This window comes from Paraburkholderia sediminicola, from assembly GCF_046027355.1.
In the GTDB taxonomy this organism is placed as follows: domain Bacteria; phylum Pseudomonadota; class Gammaproteobacteria; order Burkholderiales; family Burkholderiaceae; genus Paraburkholderia; species Paraburkholderia sediminicola_B.
In genome coordinates this window covers 209,578-234,035 of the sequence record NZ_JAQQEK010000006.1, presented here as the reverse complement: position 1 = coordinate 234,035, position 24,458 = coordinate 209,578, and the positions used below count along the sequence as shown (strand labels likewise).

General features: G+C 60.5%; 20 protein-coding genes and 2 pseudogenes. 7 read left to right on the top strand and 15 right to left on the bottom strand.

Features of this window, described 5'->3' with window-relative positions; translation table 11 throughout:
• Positions 1-274 precede the first annotated feature (274 nt).
• The gene (locus tag PQR42_RS13150) at positions 275-1,708 is read left to right on the top strand and encodes an aminotransferase-like domain-containing protein (RefSeq protein ID WP_408204186.1); all 1,434 of its coding nucleotides are present in this window, start codon (positions 275-277) and stop codon (positions 1,706-1,708) included.
• Positions 1,709-1,966: 258 nt separating this feature from the next.
• On the opposite strand, the gene PQR42_RS13145 is transcribed toward PQR42_RS13150, so the two are convergent.
• Complete coding sequence (locus PQR42_RS13145) at positions 1,967-2,821, bottom strand: LysR substrate-binding domain-containing protein (RefSeq protein WP_408493651.1); 855 nt, start codon at positions 2,819-2,821, stop codon at positions 1,967-1,969.
• 106 nt (positions 2,822-2,927) lie between these two features.
• Between PQR42_RS13145 and PQR42_RS13140 the strand changes: the two genes are divergently transcribed.
• Positions 2,928-3,632, top strand: a complete 705-nt coding sequence (locus PQR42_RS13140; protein ID WP_408384625.1) for a haloacid dehalogenase type II — start codon at positions 2,928-2,930, stop codon at positions 3,630-3,632.
• An 80-nt stretch (positions 3,633-3,712) separates the two neighbouring features.
• Here PQR42_RS13140 and PQR42_RS13135 read toward each other — a convergent pair.
• From PQR42_RS13135 to PQR42_RS13120, 4 genes and pseudogenes are all read right to left on the bottom strand, one after another.
• Positions 3,713-3,956, bottom strand: a pseudogene (locus PQR42_RS13135) (phosphoenolpyruvate carboxylase); the annotation flags it as partial.
• A 94-nt stretch (positions 3,957-4,050) separates the two neighbouring features.
• Positions 4,051-4,616, bottom strand: a pseudogene (locus PQR42_RS13130) (ABC transporter ATP-binding protein).
• A gap of 68 nt (positions 4,617-4,684) precedes the next feature.
• Positions 4,685-5,854, bottom strand: coding sequence for a branched-chain amino acid ABC transporter substrate-binding protein (locus tag PQR42_RS13125; protein ID WP_408204184.1), 1,170 nt, complete (start codon positions 5,852-5,854; stop codon positions 4,685-4,687).
• 387 nt (positions 5,855-6,241) lie between these two features.
• A complete protein-coding gene (locus PQR42_RS13120) occupies positions 6,242-7,645 on the bottom strand; it encodes an aminotransferase-like domain-containing protein (protein WP_408384388.1) in 1,404 nt (467 codons plus the stop codon).
• 246 nt (positions 7,646-7,891) lie between these two features.
• Between PQR42_RS13120 and PQR42_RS13115 the strand changes: the two genes are divergently transcribed.
• The 3 genes from PQR42_RS13115 to PQR42_RS13105 all read left to right on the top strand — a co-directional run bounded on the left by PQR42_RS13115 (position 7,892) and on the right by PQR42_RS13105 (position 11,702).
• Positions 7,892-9,238 carry a glycerate kinase type-2 family protein gene (locus PQR42_RS13115; protein ID WP_408204180.1) on the top strand — a complete coding sequence of 449 codons (1,347 nt, stop codon included), beginning with the start codon at positions 7,892-7,894 and terminating at the stop codon, positions 9,236-9,238.
• Between the two features lies 1 nt (position 9,239).
• Positions 9,240-10,514, top strand: a complete 1,275-nt coding sequence (gene eno, locus PQR42_RS13110; RefSeq protein ID WP_408204178.1) for a phosphopyruvate hydratase — start codon at positions 9,240-9,242, stop codon at positions 10,512-10,514.
• Between the two features lie 66 nt (positions 10,515-10,580).
• The gene (locus tag PQR42_RS13105) at positions 10,581-11,702 is read left to right on the top strand and encodes a tyramine oxidase subunit B (RefSeq protein ID WP_408384390.1); all 1,122 of its coding nucleotides are present in this window, start codon (positions 10,581-10,583) and stop codon (positions 11,700-11,702) included.
• 382 nt (positions 11,703-12,084) lie between these two features.
• Here the strand turns inward: PQR42_RS13105 and PQR42_RS13100 are convergent, their stop codons facing one another.
• The 7 genes from PQR42_RS13100 to PQR42_RS13070 form a co-directional block, all read right to left on the bottom strand.
• A complete protein-coding gene (locus tag PQR42_RS13100; RefSeq protein ID WP_408384392.1) occupies positions 12,085-12,966 on the bottom strand; it encodes a bifunctional helix-turn-helix transcriptional regulator/GNAT family N-acetyltransferase in 882 nt (293 codons plus the stop codon).
• Between the two features lie 65 nt (positions 12,967-13,031).
• A complete protein-coding gene (locus tag PQR42_RS13095) occupies positions 13,032-13,328 on the bottom strand; it encodes a DUF4148 domain-containing protein (protein WP_408384394.1) in 297 nt (98 codons plus the stop codon).
• A 195-nt stretch (positions 13,329-13,523) separates the two neighbouring features.
• Entirely contained in the window at positions 13,524-14,948 is a 1,425-nt protein-coding gene (locus tag PQR42_RS13090) for an MFS transporter (RefSeq protein ID WP_408204170.1), read from the bottom strand.
• A gap of 33 nt (positions 14,949-14,981) precedes the next feature.
• Entirely contained in the window at positions 14,982-15,626 is a 645-nt protein-coding gene (locus PQR42_RS13085) for an SRPBCC family protein (RefSeq protein WP_408384397.1), read from the bottom strand.
• A 111-nt stretch (positions 15,627-15,737) separates the two neighbouring features.
• Entirely contained in the window at positions 15,738-17,195 is a 1,458-nt protein-coding gene (locus PQR42_RS13080) for a UbiD family decarboxylase (protein ID WP_408384399.1), read from the bottom strand.
• A gap of 161 nt (positions 17,196-17,356) precedes the next feature.
• Entirely contained in the window at positions 17,357-17,794 is a 438-nt protein-coding gene (locus tag PQR42_RS13075) for a PaaI family thioesterase (RefSeq protein WP_408384401.1), read from the bottom strand.
• 127 nt (positions 17,795-17,921) lie between these two features.
• On the bottom strand, positions 17,922-19,139 hold the full coding sequence (locus PQR42_RS13070; protein WP_408384403.1) for an NADP-dependent isocitrate dehydrogenase: 1,218 nt from the start codon (positions 19,137-19,139) through the stop codon (positions 17,922-17,924).
• Positions 19,140-19,431: 292 nt separating this feature from the next.
• Here PQR42_RS13070 and PQR42_RS13065 point away from each other — a divergent pair, with 292 nt between their 5' ends.
• Together PQR42_RS13065 and PQR42_RS13060 are read left to right on the top strand one after the other, a co-directional pair.
• Complete coding sequence (locus tag PQR42_RS13065; protein WP_408384405.1) at positions 19,432-20,397, top strand: LysR substrate-binding domain-containing protein; 966 nt, start codon at positions 19,432-19,434, stop codon at positions 20,395-20,397.
• Positions 20,398-20,401: 4 nt separating this feature from the next.
• On the top strand, positions 20,402-22,030 hold the full coding sequence (locus PQR42_RS13060) for a class I adenylate-forming enzyme family protein (RefSeq protein WP_408384407.1): 1,629 nt from the start codon (positions 20,402-20,404) through the stop codon (positions 22,028-22,030).
• A gap of 69 nt (positions 22,031-22,099) precedes the next feature.
• Here the strand turns inward: PQR42_RS13060 and PQR42_RS13055 are convergent, their stop codons facing one another.
• The 3 genes from PQR42_RS13055 to PQR42_RS13045 form a co-directional block, all read right to left on the bottom strand.
• On the bottom strand, positions 22,100-22,477 hold the full coding sequence (locus tag PQR42_RS13055; RefSeq protein WP_408204156.1) for a RidA family protein: 378 nt from the start codon (positions 22,475-22,477) through the stop codon (positions 22,100-22,102).
• A 10-nt stretch (positions 22,478-22,487) separates the two neighbouring features.
• Positions 22,488-23,882, bottom strand: a complete 1,395-nt coding sequence (locus PQR42_RS13050; RefSeq protein ID WP_408384409.1) for an MFS transporter — start codon at positions 23,880-23,882, stop codon at positions 22,488-22,490.
• Between the two features lie 77 nt (positions 23,883-23,959).
• On the bottom strand, positions 23,960-24,457 hold the full coding sequence (locus tag PQR42_RS13045; RefSeq protein WP_408204152.1) for a (2Fe-2S)-binding protein: 498 nt from the start codon (positions 24,455-24,457) through the stop codon (positions 23,960-23,962).
• Between the last annotated feature and the right edge of the window lies 1 nt (position 24,458).

The window sequence follows — 24,458 nt, the reverse complement described above, 5'->3', positions numbered from 1 at the left end:
CTTGTATTTGCTGTGAATTGTTCGTCAGACGATCCGTTGCAAGCAGCCAAACGGACGTTCCAGCACAGCCCTGATAGCAGTCACTACCGTGCGCGGCGCTTTGCTGCGGCGCGGCATCCGGGCTCCTTCAGACGCGATCGCAACGCATGCATCGTAGCGCCCGCCGGCCAACCATAACAGTCACAATTTTCTTCTGAATGGACCATCACAATTCCCCTTGGCGCGCCGGGGCGCCGCATCGATAATCGTGGATTACTCCGTTATGAGCGCTTCCATGAACACGCCCACTCCGTACCGCTACGAGCGGTTGGCCGAGCTCATCACCGGCATGATCGACAATGGCGCGCTCGCGCCGGGCACGCGTCTTCCATCCGTGCGCGCCGTCAGTGAACAGCACCGCATCAGTATCTCCACGGCACTACAGGCGTATCGCCTGCTCGAAGATCGCGGCATCCTGGTTGCGCGGCCGCAGTCAGGCTTTTACGTCGCAGCCGCACGCCGCGGTGCGCTCGCCTTACCTTCGGTCTCACGATCGCGCGCGAAAGCGTCGACCGTGTCGATCAGCGGAGCCGTCGCGGCACTGCTCGAGCACGCATCGAATCCGGCGCTGGTGCCGCTCGGCTGCGCCGTACCCGATGCGGCGTTGCTGCAATCGAAGCGGCTCGACTTCGCGCTCGCGCGTGCCGCACGTCAACACGGCACGCGCTACAACGTCTATTGCGCACCGCAAGGCGACCCGCGCCTGCGCCGCGAAATCGCGAAGCGGGCGATGCGCTTCGGGCACGCGCTGTCGCCCGACGACCTGCTCGTCACGAGCGGCTGCACCGAGGCATTGACACTGGCGCTTACCGCTGTCGCCAAGCGGGGCGATTCGATTGCAATCGAATCGCCCACTTACTTTGGCCTCCTCCATACCCTTGAAATGCTTGGCCTGAAGGCATTCGAGCTGCCGACCGACCCGGCGCGCGGCATCGAGGTCGGCGCGCTCGCCCGCCTGCTCGATACGGAACCGGTGGCCGCCTGCGTGCTGTCGTCGAATTTCAACAACCCGCTAGGCTGCACAATGGCCGAGGCCGACAAGCGGGCGCTCCTTGCGCTGCTCGCGCGGCATGCCGTGCCGCTGATCGAAGACGACGTCTACGGTGACATCCACTTCGGGCACGAGCGGCCAAAGCCGTTTATCGCGCTCGACGGCGGCGCCAATACGATCTACTGCAGTTCATTTTCGAAAAGCCTTGCACCCGGGTATCGGGTCGGCTGGGTTGTAGCGGGCGCCTATGCGCAGCAGGTGTTGGAACGCAAGCTAGCGTTCAGCCTCTGCAGTCCTGTCTTGCCTCAGGTCGCGCTCGCAGACTTTTTGGAGAGCGGCGCCTACGATGCGCACTTGCGCGGCATCCGGCGCCTCTTCGAAGAGAACCTCGGGCGCATGACGCGTACCATCGAGACAAGCTTCCCGACCGACACGAAAGTGAGCCGGCCGGCAGGCGGGTTTATGCTCTGGCTGGAACTGCCAAGGCGCTTTGACTCGCGCGCGCTTTTCGACGAAGCGCTCGAACAAGGCATTTGTTTCGCGCCCGGTGACGTCTTCTCCGCAAGCCGGCGCTTTCGCAATTGCCTTAGGCTGAGCGCCGGGCATACCTGGAGCGACCGCATCGAAGGCGGCGTCCGTCAACTGGGACAGCTCGCGCAGGCGCTCCTCGAGGGCTGAGCGGGAAAAAAAATACGCTTGGCCGTCGGATACAGACCGCTGACCGATGCGACCAATCCGAGCTGTTTGAGGATTCATGGCTCACCCTGTTCCTGCGGCAACGCATGCGCGATCGCGTGACACGCCATCAGTTGCCGCGTGCCTCAGGGCAATTCATCCCGGAGATTGCCGAATGACCATGATTTCCGATGCTTTCTGCAGCACGAGTCGGATGCTAACCAGGACTCGCTTTCCGTCGGATCGCAATCGTAAGTGAACTCATGCCCGTCTCACCTTCTTCATCAAAAAGTCGACCAGATCCTGCTGTACAGTGTCGAGCACGTCGCCCGCGCTGATCAGCGCAAGTTCTGTTGGTGGCAGCGGCGGCATATCGGAGCATATTCGATGCTCGGGTAAAACCGCCGACCTGGGTAACACCGAGATCGCCAATCCTGCGGCAACGGCAGCCTGAATCGCAGTGAGACTTTGACTGCCGAACGCTACTCGCCACGCGCGCTTTGCCTTGTCGAGGCTGCGAATCGCGCGCTTGCGGTAGATGCATCCTTCTGGGAAAAGCGCAAGCGCAAAAGGCTCCTCCGAATCCAGTTTCGGCGAAACGGCGTCCCGACCGCGCACCCAGACAAGTGCCTCTGGCCACGATGCGAAGCAGTCGCCGCTACCAGGTTCACGTTTGATGAGCGCAATATCGATTTCTCCGGCGGAAAGCTTTTGTTGCAAAACCGCGCTCATGCCCGCCAACGTTTCAAGTCGTGCATCCGGACGGATTTTCAGAAAACCGGAAAGCATCGCTGACATACGTCGCGCGTCGAAGTCTTCCGGCACGCCAATCCGCACCGGCGAAAGCTGCACATCCCGCCGGGCCGCCTCCCTCGCCTCTTGAGATAAAGCCAGCAACCTGCGCGCGTACTGCGTGAGCAATACGCCATGCTCGGTGGCACTCACATGGTTACCGGTGCGGTCTCGTAGAAGCAACGGTCGCCCAACGGATTCTTCAAGTTTGCGCACCTGTTGGCTTACTGTCGATTGCGTGCGATGTACGCGCTCGCCGGCGCGTGTGAAACTGCCTTCATCAACGACGCAAACCAGTGTCTTCAGCAGTTCGAGGTCAAACATCATTCGTCATTTGCCTTTTCACTGAGCATCAGCGATTTATTTAATTTTCCAATATAGAGCATTCAACCTATCCTGCAAACATCTTCTGTACGAAACGGAGTCAATGATGTCACTGAAGGGTACGCAACGGCCGAAATGGCTGACTTTTGACTGCTATGGCACGCTCATCCAATGGGACGAAGGTTTGCTTGCTGCAGTGCAAGAGATTCTGAGCAATCGTGGCGCGACTGAAGTCGAGGCGCCCAGGTTCATTGAGGTGTACGACCGGCATGAACACGCGCTCGAACAGACGCCACCGCATCGCTCTTTCCGGGAGGTCTCGGGCCAGGGGTTACGTCTTGCGCTGGAAGAGTTCGGGCTCGATGGCAGTGAAAAGGACGCCGTCTCGCTCACCTCGCGAATTTCGGCGATGCCGCCGTTTCCCGAAGTCGTCGACACGCTCGGGAAGCTGAAGGCGATGGGGTATCGCCTTTGCATCGTGTCAAATACTGACGACGACATCATTGCTGGCAACGTCGCACAACTCGGCGGTCATATTGACCGCGTGGTGACCGCGCAGCAGGCCGGCGCATACAAGCCCGCACGACGCTTGTTCGAGTACGCACACGAACTGCTCGATGTATCGAAGGACGATGTCGTGCATATCTGCGCCAGCCCGCATCTTGACCACGCCGCAGCACGAGACATTGGATTTCGGTGTGTCTGGATAGATCGCGGAACAGGTCGGAAGCTATTGCCGGATTACACGCCTGACGCCACGCTGAAGACGCTGGACGAAGTGCCAGCGCTTTTCGCGACGCTTGGCTGGTAATTGTTTCGCTGAATTCGTCTGCGGCGGCGCCCCGATCCAGGGGCCCGCCGGAGTCGGCATTTGCTCTTCGCAGTCGAGTGCGGGTTCTCCGCGAGCCGTTCACTCTTGCTCGTGATCTCCGGCAACACCTTCGACGTGCGCTCCCATTCCGCGACGATCCGCTCGAACACATGCTCGCGCAGTTTCTTGCCGGGTACGAGCGCAGCGTAACGCAAGGCCACCGCGAGGTTGGTCTTCGCGAGCACCCTGTCCATGTTCGACAGCACGTTCGAGAAGAACGGCCACGTCTTTCTTGTGCATTTTCTCCAGCAGCGCGAGACGGCGCCTAACGAGCCGCCTTAGTCAAGAGACCGTACCTCTTCGGCTCGCCTTGCTTCCTGCTCAACTGTTATGCGCAACATCGGTGGTTCGTGCGTCGCTACGAGGACTCACCCAAATAAGCCGCCCGCATCTTCGGATCATCCAGCATCTGCTTCGCGTCACCCGACATCGTGACCAGACCCGAGTCCATCACGTAGCCGCGATTCGCCGCCTGCAACGCCAGACGCGCGTTCTGCTCGACCAGCAGCACGGTCATGCCTTCGGCCGAAATCGCCCGCACCACTTCGAAGATCTTCTCGACCATGATCGGCGACAGACCCATCGACGGCTCGTCCAGCAGCAACAGCTTCGGACGCGAGATGATCGCGCGCGCCATCGCCAGCATCTGCTGTTCGCCGCCCGAGAGCGTGCCCGCGTATTGCGTCGCGCGCTCCTTCAGACGCGGGAAGAAGCCGAACATGCGATCGACATGCGCGCGAAGATGCCACGGCCTTCCGGCACCATCGCCAGACCACGCTTGAGCAACAGGTGCGGCGGCACGCCCTTGATCGACTCGCCCATCGTGTAGCCCAGTGCGATGATCGCGTACACGCTCCCAAGCACCAGACCATTCATGATTTGTTGGACGAGAATGTCCATGTCTCTCCCATGTATTGACTGCATCGACCTGTACACACGAAACGAGCGGCTTCTCGCCGCTCGTTCGCTGTTTTTGAGGTTTTTGCGCAGCTTTAGCGGATCGGATTGAGGGCGTCGCCTGACACCTTGTAGACCGTCACCGGCGCGTCGATCCACTCACCGGTCTTGTCGAAAGTCACTTTTCCGACCAGGGTCGAGAATTGCGTTTGTTTAAGCATCGGCACGAACTTCTCAGGGTCGGTTGAATTCGCGGCTTTAATGGCTTGTGCCACAACCATGGTTGCCGAGTAGAAAGCCGGTGAATAGATATCGTTCTTCGCGCCGAACTTCTCTTCATATCGGGTTGAAAAATCAGTACCGCCCTGCAATGTGGCCAGCGGCGCGCCACCCTGAGCGCAGTACCCCCGGCCATCCAGCGATCCTGCAGCGAGCTTCGGCATGTCGACGGAGCAGATGCCGTCGCCGCCGAGAATCGGAATCTCGAGGCCTAACTGTCTGGTCTGTCGTCCGATCGAAGCAGCCTGCGCGTAGTAGCCGCCATAGAAGATGACGTCCGGACGTTCGGCTTTGATGTGAGTCAGGATCGCGTTGAAATCGGTGGCCTTGTCGTTCGAATACTCTCGCCCGACAATCTCGACACCGTGCTTCTTCGCCGTGGCGACGAATACATCAGCGACTCCCGAGCCGTATGCGGTGCGATCGTCGATCACCGCCGCGCGCCTGGCGTGAAGCACGTTCGCGGCGTATTCGGCCATGCGTGCGCCCATCACATTGTCGCTGGCGGCAAGACGAAACACATACGGAAAGTTCTGCTGGGTAATGGCCGGGTTCGATGCCGCGCCTGTGATCATCGGGATGTGCGCATTGTTATAGATGCGCGACGCGGGAATCGTCACCCCGGAGTTGTAGTGGCCTATGACAGCTTTCACTCCCGAATCAACCAACTTCTGGGCGACGGATACGCCGGTCTTCGGATCCGCTGCGTCGTCCTCCGACACGACGGCGAACGTGACAGCTTGGCCGTTGATGATCATCGGCTTGCGGTTCAGGTCTTCGACCGCGAGTCGGACACCTCGCTCATCGTCCTTGCCGAAATTCGACTGCCCTCCCGTCAAGGGACCCGCAACGCCCACCTTGACGACTTCCGCTTGCGCAGTCACGCAGATAATGGATAGCAATGCAGCGAACAAGGCCGAAGTCTTAATACCGTCCATGAATCTTTCTCCTCGCAGTGATCGATTGGTTACCGGTTCTCGCATCATGTGATCCGATATCCGCCTTCAGTTCTCCGGAACGCATGGGCTCCCAGAAGTCTGCGTATTCTTTTTGTTCAAATTTCCACGCGACATGCACACTGCCCGACACGCCTCCCTACCTGTGCAGTCGGCAAGACCTGCACAGTTGCTCCGGTGTTTTACTGGAACAGGATTGCGCCGACGGGATAGAGGCGGTGGCGGGTTTCGCAGACGGGCAACATCGCCGCAACCGAAAACAGGAACGTGACGATGAGAAGGGTTCAGCCGAATTGGCCGGCGCGCGCATAGGGACACGTATGCGCTATCGAGATGATCTGGAGGGCAGGAGAAGCAAACACGGCAATGGCTGACAACCAATACCGTTCCGCAGGACGCGACTGTGAAGCGGAAACGTTAACGTGCAACGGATTCCGCTAAAAAAGAAAAAAGCCGGTCGAAGTTGCTATGTGCCACGTTGAATCGCAACCAGCCAGTCTTTACGTGTCCGCCGTAAAACAGATGTCCCGGGGCAAGCAGGATGCGCTTGTCCAAGGCACGCTCGGCCAGTTCCGCCGAATCCAGTTCGACGCCTGCCGCCCTCGCCCATACGAACATGCCGGCGCGAGGCTCGCAAAAGATCTCAAACCCGATTGCTTCGAGCCGGCGACAGACCCGCTCCTGAGCGGTTGCGAGACGCTCTCTCAACTGTTCCGTCTGCTTGCGAAAATGCCCTTCTGCCAGTATCGCGCTCACTAACCGTTCAGTGACGGTTGGCGTCGACATACCCGACACCAGCTTCTGATAGAGCAGACCCTCGAGTATTCCAGCCTCTGCGACCACGAAACCGACGCGCAAACCCGCACCTATTGTTTTGGAGAAGCTGCCGATGTAGATGACGTGTTTCAGTTGATCCATCGATGCCAGCGTCACGTGCGAACCCTGGACCAGCCCGGCGGAGACATCGTCCTCCACGATCAGGCAGTTGTGGCGTTCCGCGGCTTTCAGCAATTTGAAGGCCGCCGCGGAGCTGTAACTCGCGCCAGTGGGATTATGAAGCCGGCTATTCGTGAAGTAGACTTTTGGACGGTGCGTTTCGAGAACCGTCTCCGTGACGGCAATATCGGGTCCGGTAGGTGTCATCGGTATCCCGATGCTTTCGACCTCACGCAACCGCAAGGCAACGAGCAGATCGCTATAGCACGGCTCATCGACCATGACCGTGTCGCCCGGTTGAGTGAATTGGCGTATGACAAGGTCTAGCGATTGATTCGCGCCAAGGGTCGTCATCACCCCGCCGGCATCCACCTCTATTTCATAGTCCGACAACTGTCGGGCTATCTGTTCTCGCAATGGTTCGTAACCCCTTGCGTGTCCATAACCCAGCAGACTTTCCGGCTGCAATGCGAGTTGTCTGAGCGCCCGCGCGAGACCATCGCTGTCGAACCATGGCTCCGGAAGCCAACCGGCTCCTGCGTAAATCGCTCCTTCATTCGCGCCGAGAAAGTTTCGCAATAGCCAGCCATTGGTCACGCTCTCATCGAGCTTTTCGGCGATCTTCCGCGGTGCGTTATGGCTCCGGTCGGAGACGTAAAAGCCCGAGCCACGCCGCGCTTCCAGTACGCCCTGCGCTACCAGCCGATCGTAGGCCTCGACAACCGTGAAGGTCGACACGCCGTGCGCTCCGGCGAATGCGCGGATGCTCGGCACGCGCGCGCCAGGCCTCCAGCGCTTTTCAGCAACTTCATTCATCACCCCGGCCACGATCTGTACGGTAAGCGGCGTATCCGATTGGGAATCCAGCGTCAAAACGGGTTTCATCGTGATCACACAAGGCGGAAGAACTCGGACGGACAACTGAAAAGGTGTAGCGGTGCCAAGCCCTCTACAGCTATCTCGCGATCCCGCCAAGTGTACATGTATCTGTGCAGGTCGTTTGCCTAAATTGATAGCCATCCCGCCCGACTCTCCCTGTGGCGATAACGCTCACCGTCCTTCCTCAGCATGAACAAGATACGAAATGCAAACGCGATCCTCTCGCAAGGTGACTCGTCCTCCAGACGAGTCGTGCTCGAGATTGCCGACCGGACACTCGAGAGATTGGACAGCTACCGGCGGATCAGAAACATCATGCGCATGGAGGGCAACGTGTTGCATGTTGGAACCCGCTCATGGGATCTATCGCTGAAGCGCAATGTGTACCTGATCGGCGCCGGCAAGGCCTGCAATCACATGGCCATGGCGGTGGATCATGTGTTGGGAGACTTCCTGACGCAAGGGATCGCCATCGTAAAGATCCTGGAGGAAACGGATCGATTCAACAGGACCGAAGTCTTCGTTGGCGGACACCCGCTACCCAACGAAGAAGGCTACCGCGCATCCAGGAAAATTATCGAACTCGTCGATCAGGCTGGACCCGAAGACCTCTTCATTGCGGTGATCAGCGGCGGCAGTTCAGCGCTCATGTCATGTCCGATCGAGGGTATTACCTTGCAGGATGAGATCGCTACCACCGACGTGCTGTTGAAATCCGGTGCGGGCATTTACGAAATCAACGCCGTGCGTCGTCACATTTCGGCCTTGAACGGCGGGATGCTGGCGAAGCGCATTCAGGATGCAGGCGCCGAACTGATTGGTCTCGGTATCAGTGACGCGGTCGGCTCACCCGCCACGGGCGATATCGCCGTGCCCTATTCGGCCTACAAAAGTACGCCAATCGGCCCCGACATGACGACGCTGGACGATGCACGCGCGACGATCATCAATCGTAATGTCGCCGACCGGCTGCCTGAAAGCGTTGTCGATTATCTGATGAGCGCAGGCCCTGAAGCGGAAACGCCCAAGGCGTTTCCCGACAACACCTACTTCCTGCTCAACACGCTGCCGGATTCCTGCATCTACGCCAAGGAAATCTGCGAGGAGATGGGTCTTCCGGCCATGATCGTGTCGTCCTTTCTCGAAGGCGAAAGCCGCGACGCCGGTACTTTCCTCGCTTCGATGGCGCGCGAAATCCAGACATATGGCAACCCGGTCAAGCCTCCTTGTGTGCTTCTCAGCTCCGGCGAAGTAACGACGCTGATCGACGACAACAGCGTGATCAAGGGCCACGGTGGCCCAGGCCAGGAAATGGCCGTGAGTTTTGCCATCACGGCCGCGAGGACAAAGGGCGCCTGCTTGCTATCGATCGATAGCGAAGGCACGGATGGCACAGCGAACGTCGCCGGCGGCATTACCGATTCCACCAGTTTCAACGCCGCGGCCGACAAAGGAATCAGTCTGTATCAGGCACTTCGTGAGCACAGTTGCTTCGAGGCACTCGACTCGATTAGCTCGACTGTTTTTACCGGTAACACGGGCACCAACCTGTGCGACCTGAACATCCTTTACATTCCTGAGCCGAAAGGGGGCGAATAACATGAAAGACAGGATCGCATCCGTCCGGGCACAGCAGATCATCGACTGCAAATGCCGCCCCGCCGTCGAAGTCGAGATACGCACCGAAAGTGGTGCCATCGGTCTGGGCGCCGCGCCCACTGGCACCTCGGTTGGCATGCACGAGTCATTTGTCCTGCGGGACAACGACCCGTCGACCTACAAGGGCCTCAGCGTTCATCAAGCCGTCGACAATGCGGCGAACGTCATCGGCCCGGCGCTCTTCGGCATGAACGTGTTCGACCAACGCGCCATCGACGAAAAAATGATCTCCCTCGATGGCACGCCTAACAAAAGGCGTTTGGGCGGCAATACGATCTACTCGGTTTCCGTTGCGGCTTTCCGCGCCGCGGCCGCCGCGCTCTCGACGCCTCTTTACAAGCACATCGCGGGTGGCGACATCCGGACCGTGCCCGTTCCCTGCTTCAACGTGATCAACGGCGGGCGATACGATGGACTCACGCAGGCTTTCAACGAGTTCCTGATTGTTCCCTACGGCACTGATCGCGTCGATTCTTCCATCGAGATGGCAGTAGCCGTGTTCCAGAAACTCGCCGACGTGCTCACGGACTACCTGGGACATAAGCCACTGGTTGCCAGTTCCTACGGTTACGCCGCGCCGTCGGATGACCCCGAAACGATCCTGGCACTGATGCAAAAAGCCGTTGACGAGTGCGGCTATACAGGCCGAATCGCCTTCGCGCTCGATTGCGCCTCGAGCGAGATGTACGACAAGGAGACCAATACCTATCTGCTGAAAGGCAAATGGGTATCGTCCGACGAACTCATCGCCTATGCCAGGTTCCTGACCGAAATGTTCCCTCTGGTTTTTATCGAAGATCTGCTCGACGAGAACGATTGGACTGGATACATCAAAGCGGCTCGCGAACTCGACCGCACGATCGTTCTTGGCGACGACCTGACGGTGACCAACCCGGCCTTGCTCAAGAAAGCTTACGAACTCCGCGCCGTGGGTGGTTTCGTACTCAAGCCCAATCAGGTCGGCACGATCACTGAGGCGCTGGATGCTTATCGATTTGCAGAAGAACACGGAATGATCGCGGTGCCATCAGGCCGCTCCGGTGGCGTCGTGGATGACGTCGTGATGGACTTCTCGGTCGGTCTCCAGGTTCCATTTCAGAAGAACGGCGCGCCGCGCTCCGGAGAACGAATCGAAAAGCTGAACTTCCTGATGCGTGCCAATGCACGCAGCCCTGGTTGCCGCCTCTATGACATCTCGCCACTTCTTCGGTTTTGACGCGCGTGTCTGATGTTTGAAACCCGCCGATATGCCACCCAACTCACTTCAAAAAGGTGAACTCAAATGTATCCGAACATCGACTTTCTCTATCTCTCAGAGCCGGACATGATCACAGCCGGCGTACTGGATGCAGCGCATTGTGTTTCCGTCTGCGAGGAGACTTTCAGCCTTCTTGGTAAGGGCGATTACCTCATGGGTGGCGCCAATCACAACAATCACGGTATGAACATCGTCTTCCCGAAAGAGACGAAGTTTCCCAACATGCCGGTGGCGGGACCGGACCGGCGATTCGCTGCGATGCCCGGCTACCTGGGTGGACGCTTCGATGTCTGTGGCAATAAATGGTATGGGTCGAACCATGCCAATGCGGAGAAGGGATTGCCGCGCTCGATTCTGACCATGATGCTCAATGACAAGGACACAGGGGCGCCACTGGCCCTTATGTCGGCGAACCTTCTGAGTGCGGCACGAACCGGGGCCGTGCCGGGCGTCGCTGCCAGGCATCTGACCAATAAGGATTCGAAGACTGTATCGGTTATCGGTTGTGGCCCGATCAACAAGGCCTGCTTCACCGCAATCATGACGCAACTCGACGGGATCGAGAAGGTCATCTGCTTTGATGTCTTCCTCGACAAGGCGAACGAGTTTGCCGGCTGGGTGGAGGAAAAATATCGTATCGGCGCCATCGGCGTCGACCAGGCTGAACAAGGCTTCCGTGATGCCGATGTCATCACGGTCGCGGCCTCGCGCCTGAAGCCGCTCTACTTCAAGGATGAGTGGATCAAGGAAGGGGCAACCATCCTGGTGTCGGGGCCATTCAATACGGACGACTCTTTCCTGACCAATTGCAAGATCGTCTTCGATCACACGCCCCTGCAAGAGGCGTATGTCGAGGATGCGATCGCGTCGGGGAACAAGGACGCCTACTACAGCGGTGTGATCGGCGGCCCGTTCTATCGATTGATCGATGCCGGAATACTGCCCGCGTTGGCGGATTCGACAGGTCTGGGTGACGTCGTCAATGGCAATAAGCCCGGCCGGGAAACCGCTAAGGAACGGGTGATTTTCATTGCCTGCGGCATGGCTGTTTTCGACATCAGCTGGGGCTTTGAAATGTACAAGAATGCACTGCGCGAGGGAATTGGCCAATCGCTGAATCTTTGGGAGAAGCCCAGCGCATTGTGATTTAGTCAAAAAACGTAAGCGCAGCTTCAAAGGGGGCTACCAGCCCCCTGCGGAATGCGCTGTGACACCGCGCCGGCACCTGCAGAAACCGATCATCACAATGGCGGCGCCAAATAGTGTGCCGTTGAACCGCCATAGCGTGCGCGACAAAAGATTGAATGAGAGAGCGCTTTCTCGTAACGCCCTCCTTCTTCAGGAAGCGAGGAAACTTCCGTTGAAGAGAACCTTGCGTCGTTAATTGTCGCCTTGACAGATTTCTGGCCGTCTCGTGAAAGTCTTCAAAGAACTGCCTGACGAGTCGGCCGCAACGGCACTTTGGATGAGCCGGCATTCATCGCCCGATATACGGTTGAAAGTCCGCGGAGCAAAGAGTGACGCCCGTTTAGACCAGTCGCTTTTCAAACCAGTGATGGGCATAGGGTTCCGCGCTGAACGCATCGACTTCGACGTATCCAGATTGCCGGTATAGCGAAATCGCCTCGCCCAGAGTTCGATTTGTCTCCAGGCGAATAATGCGCACTTTGGCCTGCCGAGCACGTTTCTCCGCCTCGACAATCAACCGGCGGCCTACACCCATACCGCGAGCGGCAGGGCTCACCCACATTCTTTTGAGCTCGGCCGGTGACCTCTTATGAAACTTCAGCGCGACGCAGCCGATCGGGCTTCCATGGAGTCTCGCGACGATCAACGCGCCCTCCGGTGCCTTCAGTTCATGCGCATCCGCCGACAGGCTCATGGACGGGTCGAATCCTGCGTCAAAGCGCTCATCGAGTTCGCCGAAATACTGTTCGAAGCACCACCGCGCGTCATCGCTATCCGGCTCCTCAAGCGCGAAATTCACAAGAGATGCCTGCAGCAAGCGCTCAACTTCAGCCATTGCCGCGACCAGTCTGCGACGCTGCTCATCGCCTAAAGGTTCGAGCGCGCGTAAAGCGACCTCGTTAGAGAGCCGTTCGAGTTCGGCCCTTTCCATGAGGCCCTCCTGAGTCAGGCAAGCCCGACGTACCCGGCGGTCGCCCGAATGCGTTAGGACAGCGACAAGTTTTTGCCGTTCAAGAGACGCCAACGTACGGCTGACATAGCCTGAATCAAGATTCAGCCGCGCGCGAAGAGTACGAATATCCGCACCTTCGACACCGATCTCCCATAGCAGGCGTGATTCACCCATCGGGCGGCCCCGTCCGAGAAAATGATCATCGATAGCGCCAATGCTTTCGGCGACTATGCGGTTAAAGCTACGGATCTGGAGAATGTCGGATTCCATATCTCTGACTTTAGTCAGAGATATGGAATCCGTCAACATGAAGTCGAGGAATGCTTTGCCTTCCCTTACTGCGAATCATCACCCTGGTAGAAACGCCGGCCCGACCCGGAGCTTGTCGAACCCGTGGCGAAGCCACCGTAGGCACCATTCGTCTTGAGCGTATCGAGACGCATCTGCGCGGCCTGGATGTTCTCGGGATACGCGGTCGAATCCGACGTCGACGGGTTATAGCCCGCATTTTCCATGTCTATGACTTGCTGCCGGACCTGTGCGCGTGTGAGCGGCGCACTCGATTGCGCAAAGGCGGCAAACGGTAGCAACAAAGCTGCTGAAAGCGCCGCGGCATTCGTGATAAGTCTCATGGTGGTCTCCGATAGGGTTTAAGCGTAAACCCTATCTTACCCCCAGAAACCGGCACGCGACGACACCGGCGTCGCAACCGCGAAACTCCGCTCGTTACAGTCGATGACAGCGACCTGCCGCGTCTCACGCTCCGTTCATGCTCGCTTCTCCGTGACGCTCCTTTCAGAGGACATGCAGAAAAACAGGTTCACCTGTCAGGGCGCAATCTCTTCCAGGCTTCGCTCGCGCGTCTCGGTCATTTTCATCGCACAGAGCGCACCGAACACGGCCACCATGGCGAACATCACGAACACGGACCCGATGCCGCGCTTGTGCAACAGCAAGCCCGCAAGCGACGGCCCGACGGCGGACGCCAGGCGCAGCCACGACGTCGCGAGCCCTGTGCTGGTCGCGCGCATTCGCGTCGGATAGACCTCAGGGGTGTACAGATACAGCACGGCCGCAACCGAGCCGACCAGCCCGTAGCCGAGCGTTCCGAGCACCATCGCGCTCCACACGTCATGCGCGCCGAAGAGGCCAAGGCATGCGAACAAAACTGCGGCGAGACAGAATGCGGACACGGTCCAGTTCCGGCGCCCGACGCGATCGATGACATACGCGCAGACGAGCAGCAACGCGACCTGCGCGACATTCGTCATCGACGCGGCACGGAGCGCCGTCTGCAACGGCAGGTGATAGAGGGACCGGTACAGCGTGGGCAACCAGTTGTTGAGGCTATTCGCGATGAAAAACGCGCTCGCCCACAGCGCCCACACGACGAGCGTGCGGCCGCGATAGAACGGCGACAGCAGTTCACGCCAGCCCGCGCGTGCATTGACCATGACATTGTTCTGCTGTTTCCTTTGAGTGGGCGCGATGCGGCGGTCGGTACTCGCCTCCATGTCCCTGACCACGACTTCCGCTTCGGCGAGGCGTCCTTTTGAAATCAGCCACCGCGGCGATTCCGGCAACCGGCAGACAAGCAGCGCGACAAGCAGGCCCGGCACCGCGCCGATCCAGAACATGATCTTCCATCCGACGACGGGTACGAGCCACGCGCCGAGTTGGCCCGTCGCCATCAATCCGACGGGGAAAATCAGTTCATACAGCAGAAAGTACTTGCCGCGGCCGTGCGCGTTCGACAATTCGCTGATATAGGTCGCGGCGACGGGCATCTCGCCACCTACACCGATTCCCTGAATGAACCGGCACGCCAGCAGCATCGCGAAACTGCCGCTCATCGCGCAGCCCATGCTCATCACCGACATGATCGAGATCGCAATGGCCGCACTGCGAATGCGCCCCCGGCGTTCGGCATACCAACCGAATATCAAGGCGCCGACGAACTGCCCGATATAGCTTGCGCCGATCAGCACACCTATCTCGAGCGGCTCGATATGCCACAGGCCGATCAGCACGGGAAGCACGAACGCGATCGACAGCGCGTCGAATGCGTCGAAGAACGTCGCGCTGCCGATGATGATGCGCGCCTTCGTATGCCATCGTGAGAACGGTACGCTCTCGATACGCCGGATCAATGCCGCGCTCGCTTCGTCCGCTGCATTCACGGTGGCCTGCACGGCCGCGGTCTGCGTGGCCTCCTGACTCACTGCGCCATGCAGCGCATTGCTGTCGTGCATCGTCGTCTCCCGTCCCCGTCGTTGTTGTTGTGGTTAGTGCAATGCATACACGGCGATCGATGCAACGACGATCACGAGGCCCGCGGCCCAGGTCCAGGCCCGGATCTTGAAACCGGCGTCAGTCGGCGTTTGCGCGGACGAATGCTGTTGCACGTGAGCGGCTGATTGCGTCGAGGCCGCACCGGCTGTGGCATTCGCGGACATCGGCTCGTCGTCGCCCGCAGTCTGCTCGTGCGGTCCGACAACGGCCACCGTGAAGCGACCGAAGAAGTCTTCAGCCATTTTTCGCGCCACGCCGTCGATCAGGCGCGCGCCGACCTGTGCCAGACGTCCGCCCACCTGCGCATGTGAGCGGTACACGAGGCGCGTGCCGCCGGCACTGTCGGCCAGAAGATCGACATGCGCTCCGCCCTTCCCGAAACCGGCCGCGCCACCCGATCCTTCAAAGGTCATCGAATACGACTGCGGTGGCTGCAAATCGGTCAGCACCATCTTGCCCTTGAAGCGTGCCTTGATCGGGCCGACGGTCGTGGCCATCACCATCTGAAACTGATTGTCGTCGACGCGTTCGAACGACTCGCATCCCGGCACCGATGCCTTGAGAATTTCCGGGTCGTTCAATGCCGCCCATACGCGTTCGCGCGGCAGCGGCAGAATCTGTTCGCCTGTCAGTTCCATGTGTAATTCTCCTTGTCGGCCGCTGTCACTGACGCGCTTTCCTGCGCGCGAGAAAACTTCGCAGCTTGCATGATGTGTATGGGGTCGGGCGCCGGGTCGCGTCGTGGCGTGTCAGCCGAGAATGTGTTCCCACTTTGCACGGGTCTTCTCCTGCAATTCCTTGCTGGCTTCCGCGACTTGCGGAAACTCGTGAAGAAAATCGAAGGGACGGCATGCGTCGATGATCGCTTTCGAGTTGAACGGCGCCTTGTAGGGATTCGCAATCGACATCGGGTCATTCTTCGAACCCATTCCGCGTTTGACGATGTCGATATCGATGTCGGGATCGGTGCGCGTGGCGACCGCCCACATCACTTCCTGCAGATTGGCGGGATCGATATCGTCGTCGACCACGATCGAATAACGCGACATGTAAGCGCCGACGCCGCACTGACTCAGAATGTGGCCCGCCTGCCGCGCGTGGCCCGCGTAGCGCTGACGGATCGCCACGACGTTGAACATGCGCGCACCGCCGATTTCATGCGCCCACACGCCGGCGACATCCGGCACGCCCGCCGCCTGCAGCGCATCGACCAGCAGCGCCGAGCGCATCACGGCCTTCGAATACGAATAGTCGTTGGGCGGTTTCGCGGGCGGGCTGCCCATGATGATCGGGTTGTTACGGTAATAGATGCGTTCGATCGTCACGACTGGCGCGGTTTCCGCTTTGCCCGGATAGTAGCCGTGAAACTCGCCGAACGGTCCCTCGATCCTGACGTCGCCGGGATGCGCATAACCCTCGATCACGATCTCCGCTGCGGCCGGAAACGGCAACTCCGTCAACTGCCCTTTCACCACCGAAACGGGCGTCTTCAATATCGCGCCGATATAGTTGTACTCGCACATTCCGAACGGCACTTCGATACCCGAAATCAGATAGCCGAGCGGGTCGCAGCCAATCACGATCGCAACCGGGAACGGCTTGCCCGCTTTCATGTGCTTGTCGTACTGGATTGCGCCGTGCTTGCCCGGAATCATGTCGAGGCCAACGTGATTCCGGTCATGGATCATCACACGGTAGGTCCCAACGTTTATCCAGTCCGAGTCGAGGTCTTTCGTGACGACCATGCATCCCGTTCCGATATAGCGCCCACCGTCCTTCTCGTGCCACAGCGGCGCGGGAAACGAGAACAGGTCCACGTCGTCGCCGGACTGGATGTGGTCGAACACAGGGCCGCTTGCGACTGTCACGGGCTCGTATTCGGGCGCCTGTGCCTGCCATTGCTTCGGCTTGCCGCGCAGCGTCTCCACGAGCTCGCGATGCGTGCCCTGATGCCCGACACGCAAGATCGAAGAGAGTCGCGCCGGGCTTGCAGTGCTGCACGTCAACACGCGATGTCCGTTCGGATACCCGGGAATGTCGTCGAAGAGCAGCGCGGCAGGCCGCGCCTTCTTCACGTTCAGCTCGCTGATCGCGCCCAGCTCCAGGTTCCAGTCGGCGCCCGAAACGTCGGTCAGCTCGCCGAGCGCGCGCGCCTCGTCGAGCCATGCACGCAGATCCAGCGAATGAGTGGTCGAACTCTCTGTCACGTAGTGTGTCTCCTGTGGCTTTTGCTATTCGCGTACGGTGGCGCGGGCGTATAGGGTGACGCACGAGCGCTGCTTTACCGAAACATTGAAGCAACGCGATACGCCGCGCAAACGACCATCGTTCATGTCAGGGATGAGAACGATTCATGCGATGTCGCGTCTCAGTCGAGTTCGCTGCCAGACGGACCCGACTGCTCGCGCCGGCCGTAACCGCCTGCGTATTTGAAGGTGCCTTGCGCCGTGGCGATCAGCGTCTTCGAATCGATCCACGCTTCGCCGCGCGCAAAGAAAATCGACCGGCCCTTGCGTTCGAGAAAGCCTTTGCCGATCAAGGTCTCGCCGACACCCTTGTCGAGGAAGTTCAGCGTCAGCGACAACGTGACGCCGTGGATCGGCCGTTGCGGATCGGCGCTATACAGGCCCGCGTACCCACACGCGGCATCGAGCAGCGTGGCCACCACGCCGCCCTGCAGTACGCGCTGGCGATTCAGCAATTCCGGCTGCAGATGCAGCCGAAACTCCGCGTAGCCTTCGCGCCAACCGGTGCGCGTCATGCCGAGGCTGGCGAGAAACGGATTTTCCAGCACATCGATGTCCATCTTTTTTCTCCCCTTCCGCGAGTGAGCGGCGCGTCCCGCTCATCGCTTCTTGTTGTCCTTGCGCCGCGCACGTCGCAAGCGCCCTACGTGCCGCATCTCGCCTTGCATTGCCGCCACAAGGGAACGTTCAACCGACGCACCCGCGCATCGCACGCGCGGCCCGCCGCACGAATTCCTCCGCGCTGACATAGGGTTGGTGCGGGCCGATCAACCGCGCAAGGTCACGCGTCATCATGCCGGCTTCGATCAGGTCGATACAGGTTCGCTCGAGCCGCGCCGCGAATTGCTGGATATCGGGCGTTCCGTCGAACCGGCCGCGTTGTCCCAATGCGCGGCTCCACGCGGCGATCGTCGCAAGGGGATTGCTCGATGTGGGCTCGCCCTTGCGAAACTGCCGGTAGTGCCGCACGGCTGTGCCATGTGCGGTTTCTGTCAGAACACAACGGCCGTCCGGTGACATCAGCACCGACGTCATCAGTCCCGGCGACCCGTATCCCTGCGCGAGATAGTCCGATTGCACGTCGCCGTCGTAGTTTTTGCAGGCCCACAGGTAACCGCCAGTCGATTTCAGGCTGAATGCAACCATGTCGTCGATCAGCCGTGCTTCGTAGACGAGCCCCGCCGCGCGATACGCGTCGTCGAACGCTTCGAACTCTTCGGCGAAGATCTCCCTGAAGCGCCCGTCATATTGCTTGAGCACCGTCGCCTTGTGCGAGAAGTAGACGGGGTATCCGCGTTGCAGGCCGAAATTCAGACACGCGCGGGCGAAGCCCCGGATCGAATCATCGGTGTTGAAAATGCCGAGCGCGACCCCGTTGCCCGAGAACGCGTGGACGGTCTGCACGATGGGTTCGCTGCCGTCTTCAGGCTCGAAGACGAGCTTCACGGTGCCCGGCGCATTCACGACGATCTCCTTCGCGCGATACTGCTCGCCGAATGCGTGACGCGCAATCACCACCGGCCGGTCCCAATGCGCGACGGCCCTCGGCACGTTGGCGCAGATGAGCGGCTCGCGGAACAGCGTGCCGTCGAGCGCATTGCGGATGGTCCCGTTCGGCGACGGATAGAGGCGCGTCAGATCGAATTCCTGCTGGCGCGCGCGGTCGGGCGTGATGGTCGAGCACTTCAGCGCGACGCCATACGCTTTGGCGGCTTCTGCTGCCTGCTGCGTGACCTGATCGTCGGTGCGCTCGCGGTTCACGATGCCAAGATCGAACTGCACGAGTTGCACATCGACAAATGGCAGGATCAGTTGATCACGCACCCACTCCCACATGACCTGGGCCATCTCGTCGCCCTGGATTTCCACGAGCGGAGTGCTGACCTTTATCTTGCCGTTGGACATTGGATGTTCCGGGTTTATAACAATTGATTCATCGGCGCCGATAGAGGACGCTTCGTTTGACTGGACCAAGAGTGCATGAGCGGTTTCGCCCCGCGCAAACTAACTTTTCTCATATCGGACATGAAAAAGTTTCATTTCCGCGGGGACTACAAGGAGCCGATCATCCGAGCATCCGTGCAGCTATCGGCCTGGGCCGCGACGGACCCCGCATGGCCGCGCAGAGCATGGGAACGCGTCGATGAAACCCGCTACAATCCGTTACCAAGTGACCTTGCGTTGCGCCGATATCTAGATGAGACCCTACATACCCTCTCTGCAGAGCTTGCTAGCGTTCGAGGCGGCTTCGCGGCACCTGAGCTTCACCCGCGCGGCACAGGAACTCGAACTGACGCAGACTGCGATTAGTCATCAGATCAAGACGCTCGAAGAACGGCTCGAAATCAAGCTGTTCGTGCGGCGCCGCAATGTCCTGACGCTGACCCCCGCCGCACGCGAGTATCTGGATTCCGTGCACGAGGCGATCAATCTGCTGTCCATCGCAACCGCTCATGCGCGCAAGAAGAAGCCGAGCACGGTGCTCACGGTCACGTGCCTGCCAACTTACGCGGTCAAGTGCCTGATTCCCGCGCTGCCCGAATTCCAGCGCGCCCACCCCGAGATTACCGTGCACGTCGCGACCAGTTCGACGTTCAATGAGTTCGATCGCAACAGCTACGACGTGGCGATCCGTTACGGTTCGGGTCGATGGGCGTCGGCGCGTTCCGACCGGCTGCATGGCGAGGAGTTCTTTCCCGTGTGTTCGCCCGGCGTCCTGGAAGAAGCGGGCAAGTTCGGCTCCGTGGCGCAAGGCCTCGCGCGCATGCGCCAGATTCGCACCTACTTCTATTCGATGTATCAGGACGACTGGCCCGCGTGGCTGGAAGCGGCTGTGCGCGAGCCCGTGGAATTCGCGAGCGAGTCCGTGTTCCACCTGCAATTGACGTCTCTCGCAGCAGCCGTCGATGGTGTCGGCATCGCGATCGGCCGCACGCCGCTCGTGGACGGCGATCTGGCAAGCGGCAAGCTGGTTGCGCCGTTCGACGTCCGCGTGCCGTCCAGCTCCGCGTATTTCGTGTCGTCGCCCAACGACAAGGCACGCACGAAGAAGGTCGAGTTGTTCCGCGAATGGGCGCTCGCGCGGCTGGGCGAAAACCGTGATCAGGACAACGGCGTCACGCGGCGCCACGCGACGGCGCCATCGGTGCCGGAGCCTTGCTGAGTTCATGTCGAGCGCCCGTCAACCTGTAGCCGACCCGGCCTGGCGCACCGCTTCGGCTCTGCTCGAACAGCACCGGCGGGAAACACCCGACAAGCCTGCGATCGTGGACGTCGATCGACAGGTCAGCATGACATTCGAACAACTTGCGCAAGCCGTCGACGCAATCGCCCGCCAGTTCCTGCGGCACGGCGTGACCCGCGGGACGCGCGTCGTGCTCGCCAACTGTGAAGCGCCCGACAAGCTGTTGCTGTGGCTCGGCGCATGGCGTATCGGCGCAATCGTGTGCCCGCTCGATGTGCCCTTCGTTGGCCACGAAACGGCGCGCAAGCTGCTCGACACGATCCGCCCAAAGCTCGTCGTGCTTCCGGCCGATGCGTCCACCACAGTCGCGGCGGACGCGAATGTCCCCGTCGTGCGCTTTGCTTCATGGACCTCGCCGGATCACGCGCCCGCCAATCCGGGCGACGATACCATCACCCTCGCCGGACATTCTCACGATACCCAGCCGCACGACATGCCGCCGTTGCCCGACGGCGCAACCATATCCGAGGCCGGCGATATGGCGTCGATGTGCTGCACGTCGGGCACGACAGGCATTCCGAAGATCGTCGTCTACGACCACGCGTGCTACTGGCTCAACGGGCTCGACAGTATCGACCTGCTCGGCCTCAGGCGCGACGATCGCATGCTCGAATACCGTTCGTTCGACTGGTACTCGGCGCAGATACTCAGCTTCATCCCCTTCCTGCAACTCGGCTCGACACTCTGCGTCGCCCGGCGGTTCTCGCGCAGCCGGTTTGCCGGCTGGATTCGCGACCAGCGCATCACGGTGTGCGCGGGCGTGCCGACGGTGCTCAACATGCTGATCGAAGCCCCCCTCGACGCGCCTGCCGATTCCTTCGCGTCGTTGCGCGCGATGACCTGCAGCACGGCGCCGCTCTCGCCCGTTCAATGGCGGCGATTCGAAAAACTGTACGGCATCCGTATCCTGAATCTGTATGGATCGTCGGAGGCAGGATGGATGTGCGGCAACCGGCTACAGCGGCGCAAGATAGGCACGGTCGGCTATCCGGCCGCGCACGTCGCGTTCGACATCGTCGATTCCGAAGGCGTGCCGTGCGGCCCCGATGTCGAAGGCCAGGTCGTGGTCGACGGCGCGAAGCTCGCGCTGGGCGTGCTGCAACGGGACGGCTCGCTGCTGCCGATTCGCGGCAAGCCTCTGTTCACCCGCGATATCGCCGCGCGCGACGCGGAAGGCTTCGTGCGCATGGCAGCCCGCATGGACGACCTGATCATTCGCGGCGGCGTCAAGATCGTGCCGCAAGAAATCGAGGACGTCATGCGCGCGCACCCACAGGTCCAGGATGTCGCGGCGCTGGGCGTGCCGGACCCCTTGTACGGGCAGGAAACGGTATGCTTCGTGGTCGCGCAAGCGGGCACCGCGCCGGATAGAAAAGCCTTGCGCGCGCATTGCCGCGAGCATCTGCCGCGCGAGAAAACACCCAGGGAAGTCTATGTGATCGCCGCACTGCCGCGCAGCGCGCGCGGCAAGATCTTGCGCGACGCGCTGCGTCAACAGTGGTGGCAAATCGTCAATGCGCGGCCCGATCTGTCCGAGCCCGAGTGCGACTAGGCGTTCGCTGTCCGCGGTTTCAACCCGCTTCGGCGAACGCAGGGCACGTCTCGTCTTTAACCGGCGCGTTTATGCGGCCCGGTAAGCCACCATCTGCAACTCGACGAGAAAACCGTGATGCAGTTCAGGAACGGGCACGACCGCGCGTGCCGGTTTGTGCGCGCCGAAATGCTCTGCATAGAGACGGTTGAATTCCGGCCAGTTCTTCACACCGACGATATACGCGGTGCATTGCACGACGTCCGTCAACTCGCAGCCCGCTTGCGCGAGCACGTTTTCGCAGTGCGCGAGTGTCGCGCGCACCTGGCGCTCGAAGTTATCGGGACCGTCGGTGGCGACGCCCGGTCCGGGCAGCATGCCGGAGACGAACGTGAAGCCGTTTGTCTGCACAGCCTGTGAATAGTGGCCGCCCGGAGCGGGCGCTTTCTCGGTGAAAATGAAGTTCATCAATCGTGACCTATTCAGGTAGGGATTGGCCGCGCGTTTCCGGCAGCCATGGCGCGAGTACGAGACCCACGAGATAAATAAAGCCGACTATGACGGCTGCGTGACCGTAACCGCCAAAGCGGGTGATCAACGTGCCCGCGACGAGCGGCCCCGTCCACGCAAGAAAACGCGGAACGTTGAAACACAGTGCGATCGCGGTGCCGCGCACACGGGTCGGATACAGCTCCGGCAACCAGGTCGGCATCCACGTGTACTGTCCAAGGCTGAAGAAGCCGGACACGCAGGCAACCGCAAGCAGCAAGACGATATCGTGCGTCCACATGAAGAGCACGGGCGTCAGGATGAACGCCATCGCGAAGAACAGAAAGGTGACGCGCTTGCGCCCATATGCATCGGCGAGAAAACCGAGACCGATGTAGCCCGTGATCGCGCCAACGTTGTACGCCATGCCCGCGAAGCTGGCCCACGCGGCCGCGGACAGCCCGGCGCGCGCCGCCACCGCGCCGATGTAGGGCGGCACCCAGGTCGAGATGCCCCACCAGCCGAGCGTGGTGCTGAGCGACATCAGCACCGCGATCCACGTGCGGCGGCGCAGCTTCGGGTCCGCGAGCAGGTCGAATAGCGTAAAGCGCGCGAGCGCCTGCTCGCGGCTGTCGAGTGCCGCGCCCACCCGCTTGCGCTCGAGCGTAGCCTTGCGCTGCGCATTGATGCGCTGCCACTGCTCCGATTCTGGAATGCCGGCGCGCATCCACAGCGTCGCGAGACCCGGCAGTACGCCGATCAGATACATGTAGCGCCACGCATGCTCACCCATGCCGCTCATGAAAAGCCAGATCAGCGACGCGACGAAAAATCCCATGCCGAGACCGCATTGCATGAGTCCCGCCCCTTTGCCGCGATGACGGTCGGGCCAGATCTCGGCCGTCATCGCCGTGCCCGTCGCCCACTCGGAACCCATCGCCAGACCGACGACGAAGCGCAGCGCCGCAAACGATGTCCAGTCCCACGATAACGCGCTCAGGCCCGTCGTGAGCGAGTACGCGAGAATCGCGAGCATCATCATCCGCTTGCGGCCGATGTAGTCGGTCAGGATGCCGCCTATCAATCCGCCGATGCCCCAGCCAAGCAGCGTCAGCGCGATCACGAGCCCCGCATAGAAAGGAATCTGCGCATGGGCTGACGGTTCGAGCAACTGACCGAGCGCGACGCCTACGGTGAGCACCAGTGCATACGTCTCATAGCCGTCAAAAAACCAGCCGAGATTGGACGCGGCGAGTGCACTCCATTGTTGCCGGTTGATCGAGCGATACCAGGCGACTTTCCCATCGGCGCAATCCGTTTCGCTCTCGCCGCGAGCCTGCACGCGCATGCGGCCAGCAGAGCTCTCATCCACAGGTTGATGCATCGACTGTCTCCATGTCGTCGTTGCGCGCGACCTGCCATCTGTTGTCGTTGCGATGCGCGCATGTTGTAGTAGAGACTTTACGCGAGAACGCTCCTGGCCGAATTGCGCATCCGCGCGGCAAGCTTCACGGCCTCGATGATCTCGGGGTACGCCGCGCAACGGCAGAGATTGCCCGCAAGGAAGTGTTTGATCTCCGCTTCCGTCGGGTCTGGATTGCGATCGAGCAGCTGCCGGCTCATCAGAATGAAGCCGGACGTGCAAAAGCCGCACTGAAACGCGCCGCACTCGATAAAGGCCTGCTGCACAATGTCGAGTTCGCCGTCGGCGTCGAGATTTTCGATCGTGCTGACTTCGCCGCCGTCGGCCATCGCCGCGAGGAAGAGACAGCCCGACACGCTTTCGCCGTTGACGATCACCGTGCAGCATCCGCACAGCCCCTGTCCGCAGCTTTCGCGCGCGCCGTATAAGGCGAACTGCTGGCGCAGCACATCGAGAATCGTGTGATGCGGCTCGATCTCCGCGCTCACGCGTTCGCCGTTCAGCGTGAAATGAATCGTGATGGATGTGGCACTCATG

Excerpts from the sequence above, each read along its gene's own strand:
- PQR42_RS13095 (WP_408384394.1), bottom strand. The coding sequence starts at position 13,328 with ATGAGACTTATCACGAATGCCGCGGCGCTTTCAGCAGCTTTGTTGCTA.
- PQR42_RS13120 (WP_408384388.1), bottom strand. The coding sequence starts at position 7,645 with ATGAAACCCGTTTTGACGCTGGATTCCCAATCGGATACGCCGCTTACC.
- PQR42_RS13145 (WP_408493651.1), bottom strand. The coding sequence starts at position 2,821 with ATGTTTGACCTCGAACTGCTGAAGACACTGGTTTGCGTCGTTGATGAA.
- PQR42_RS13100 (WP_408384392.1), bottom strand. The coding sequence starts at position 12,966 with ATGGAATCCGACATTCTCCAGATCCGTAGCTTTAACCGCATAGTCGCC.
- PQR42_RS13050 (WP_408384409.1), bottom strand. The coding sequence starts at position 23,882 with ATGCATCAACCTGTGGATGAGAGCTCTGCTGGCCGCATGCGCGTGCAG.
- PQR42_RS13060 (WP_408384407.1), top strand. The coding sequence starts at position 20,402 with ATGTCGAGCGCCCGTCAACCTGTAGCCGACCCGGCCTGGCGCACCGCT.
- PQR42_RS13075 (WP_408384401.1), bottom strand. The coding sequence starts at position 17,794 with ATGGACATCGATGTGCTGGAAAATCCGTTTCTCGCCAGCCTCGGCATG.
- PQR42_RS13070 (WP_408384403.1), bottom strand. The coding sequence starts at position 19,139 with ATGTCCAACGGCAAGATAAAGGTCAGCACTCCGCTCGTGGAAATCCAG.
- eno (WP_408204178.1), top strand. The coding sequence starts at position 9,240 with ATGAAAGACAGGATCGCATCCGTCCGGGCACAGCAGATCATCGACTGC.
- PQR42_RS13090 (WP_408204170.1), bottom strand. The coding sequence starts at position 14,948 with ATGCACGACAGCAATGCGCTGCATGGCGCAGTGAGTCAGGAGGCCACG.
- PQR42_RS13125 (WP_408204184.1), bottom strand. The coding sequence starts at position 5,854 with ATGATGCGAGAACCGGTAACCAATCGATCACTGCGAGGAGAAAGATTC.
- PQR42_RS13085 (WP_408384397.1), bottom strand. The coding sequence starts at position 15,626 with ATGGAACTGACAGGCGAACAGATTCTGCCGCTGCCGCGCGAACGCGTA.
- PQR42_RS13150 (WP_408204186.1), top strand. The coding sequence starts at position 275 with ATGAACACGCCCACTCCGTACCGCTACGAGCGGTTGGCCGAGCTCATC.
- PQR42_RS13140 (WP_408384625.1), top strand. The coding sequence starts at position 2,928 with ATGTCACTGAAGGGTACGCAACGGCCGAAATGGCTGACTTTTGACTGC.
- PQR42_RS13045 (WP_408204152.1), bottom strand. The coding sequence starts at position 24,457 with ATGAGTGCCACATCCATCACGATTCATTTCACGCTGAACGGCGAACGC.
- PQR42_RS13055 (WP_408204156.1), bottom strand. The coding sequence starts at position 22,477 with ATGAACTTCATTTTCACCGAGAAAGCGCCCGCTCCGGGCGGCCACTAT.
- PQR42_RS13105 (WP_408384390.1), top strand. The coding sequence starts at position 10,581 with ATGTATCCGAACATCGACTTTCTCTATCTCTCAGAGCCGGACATGATC.
- PQR42_RS13065 (WP_408384405.1), top strand. The coding sequence starts at position 19,432 with ATGAGACCCTACATACCCTCTCTGCAGAGCTTGCTAGCGTTCGAGGCG.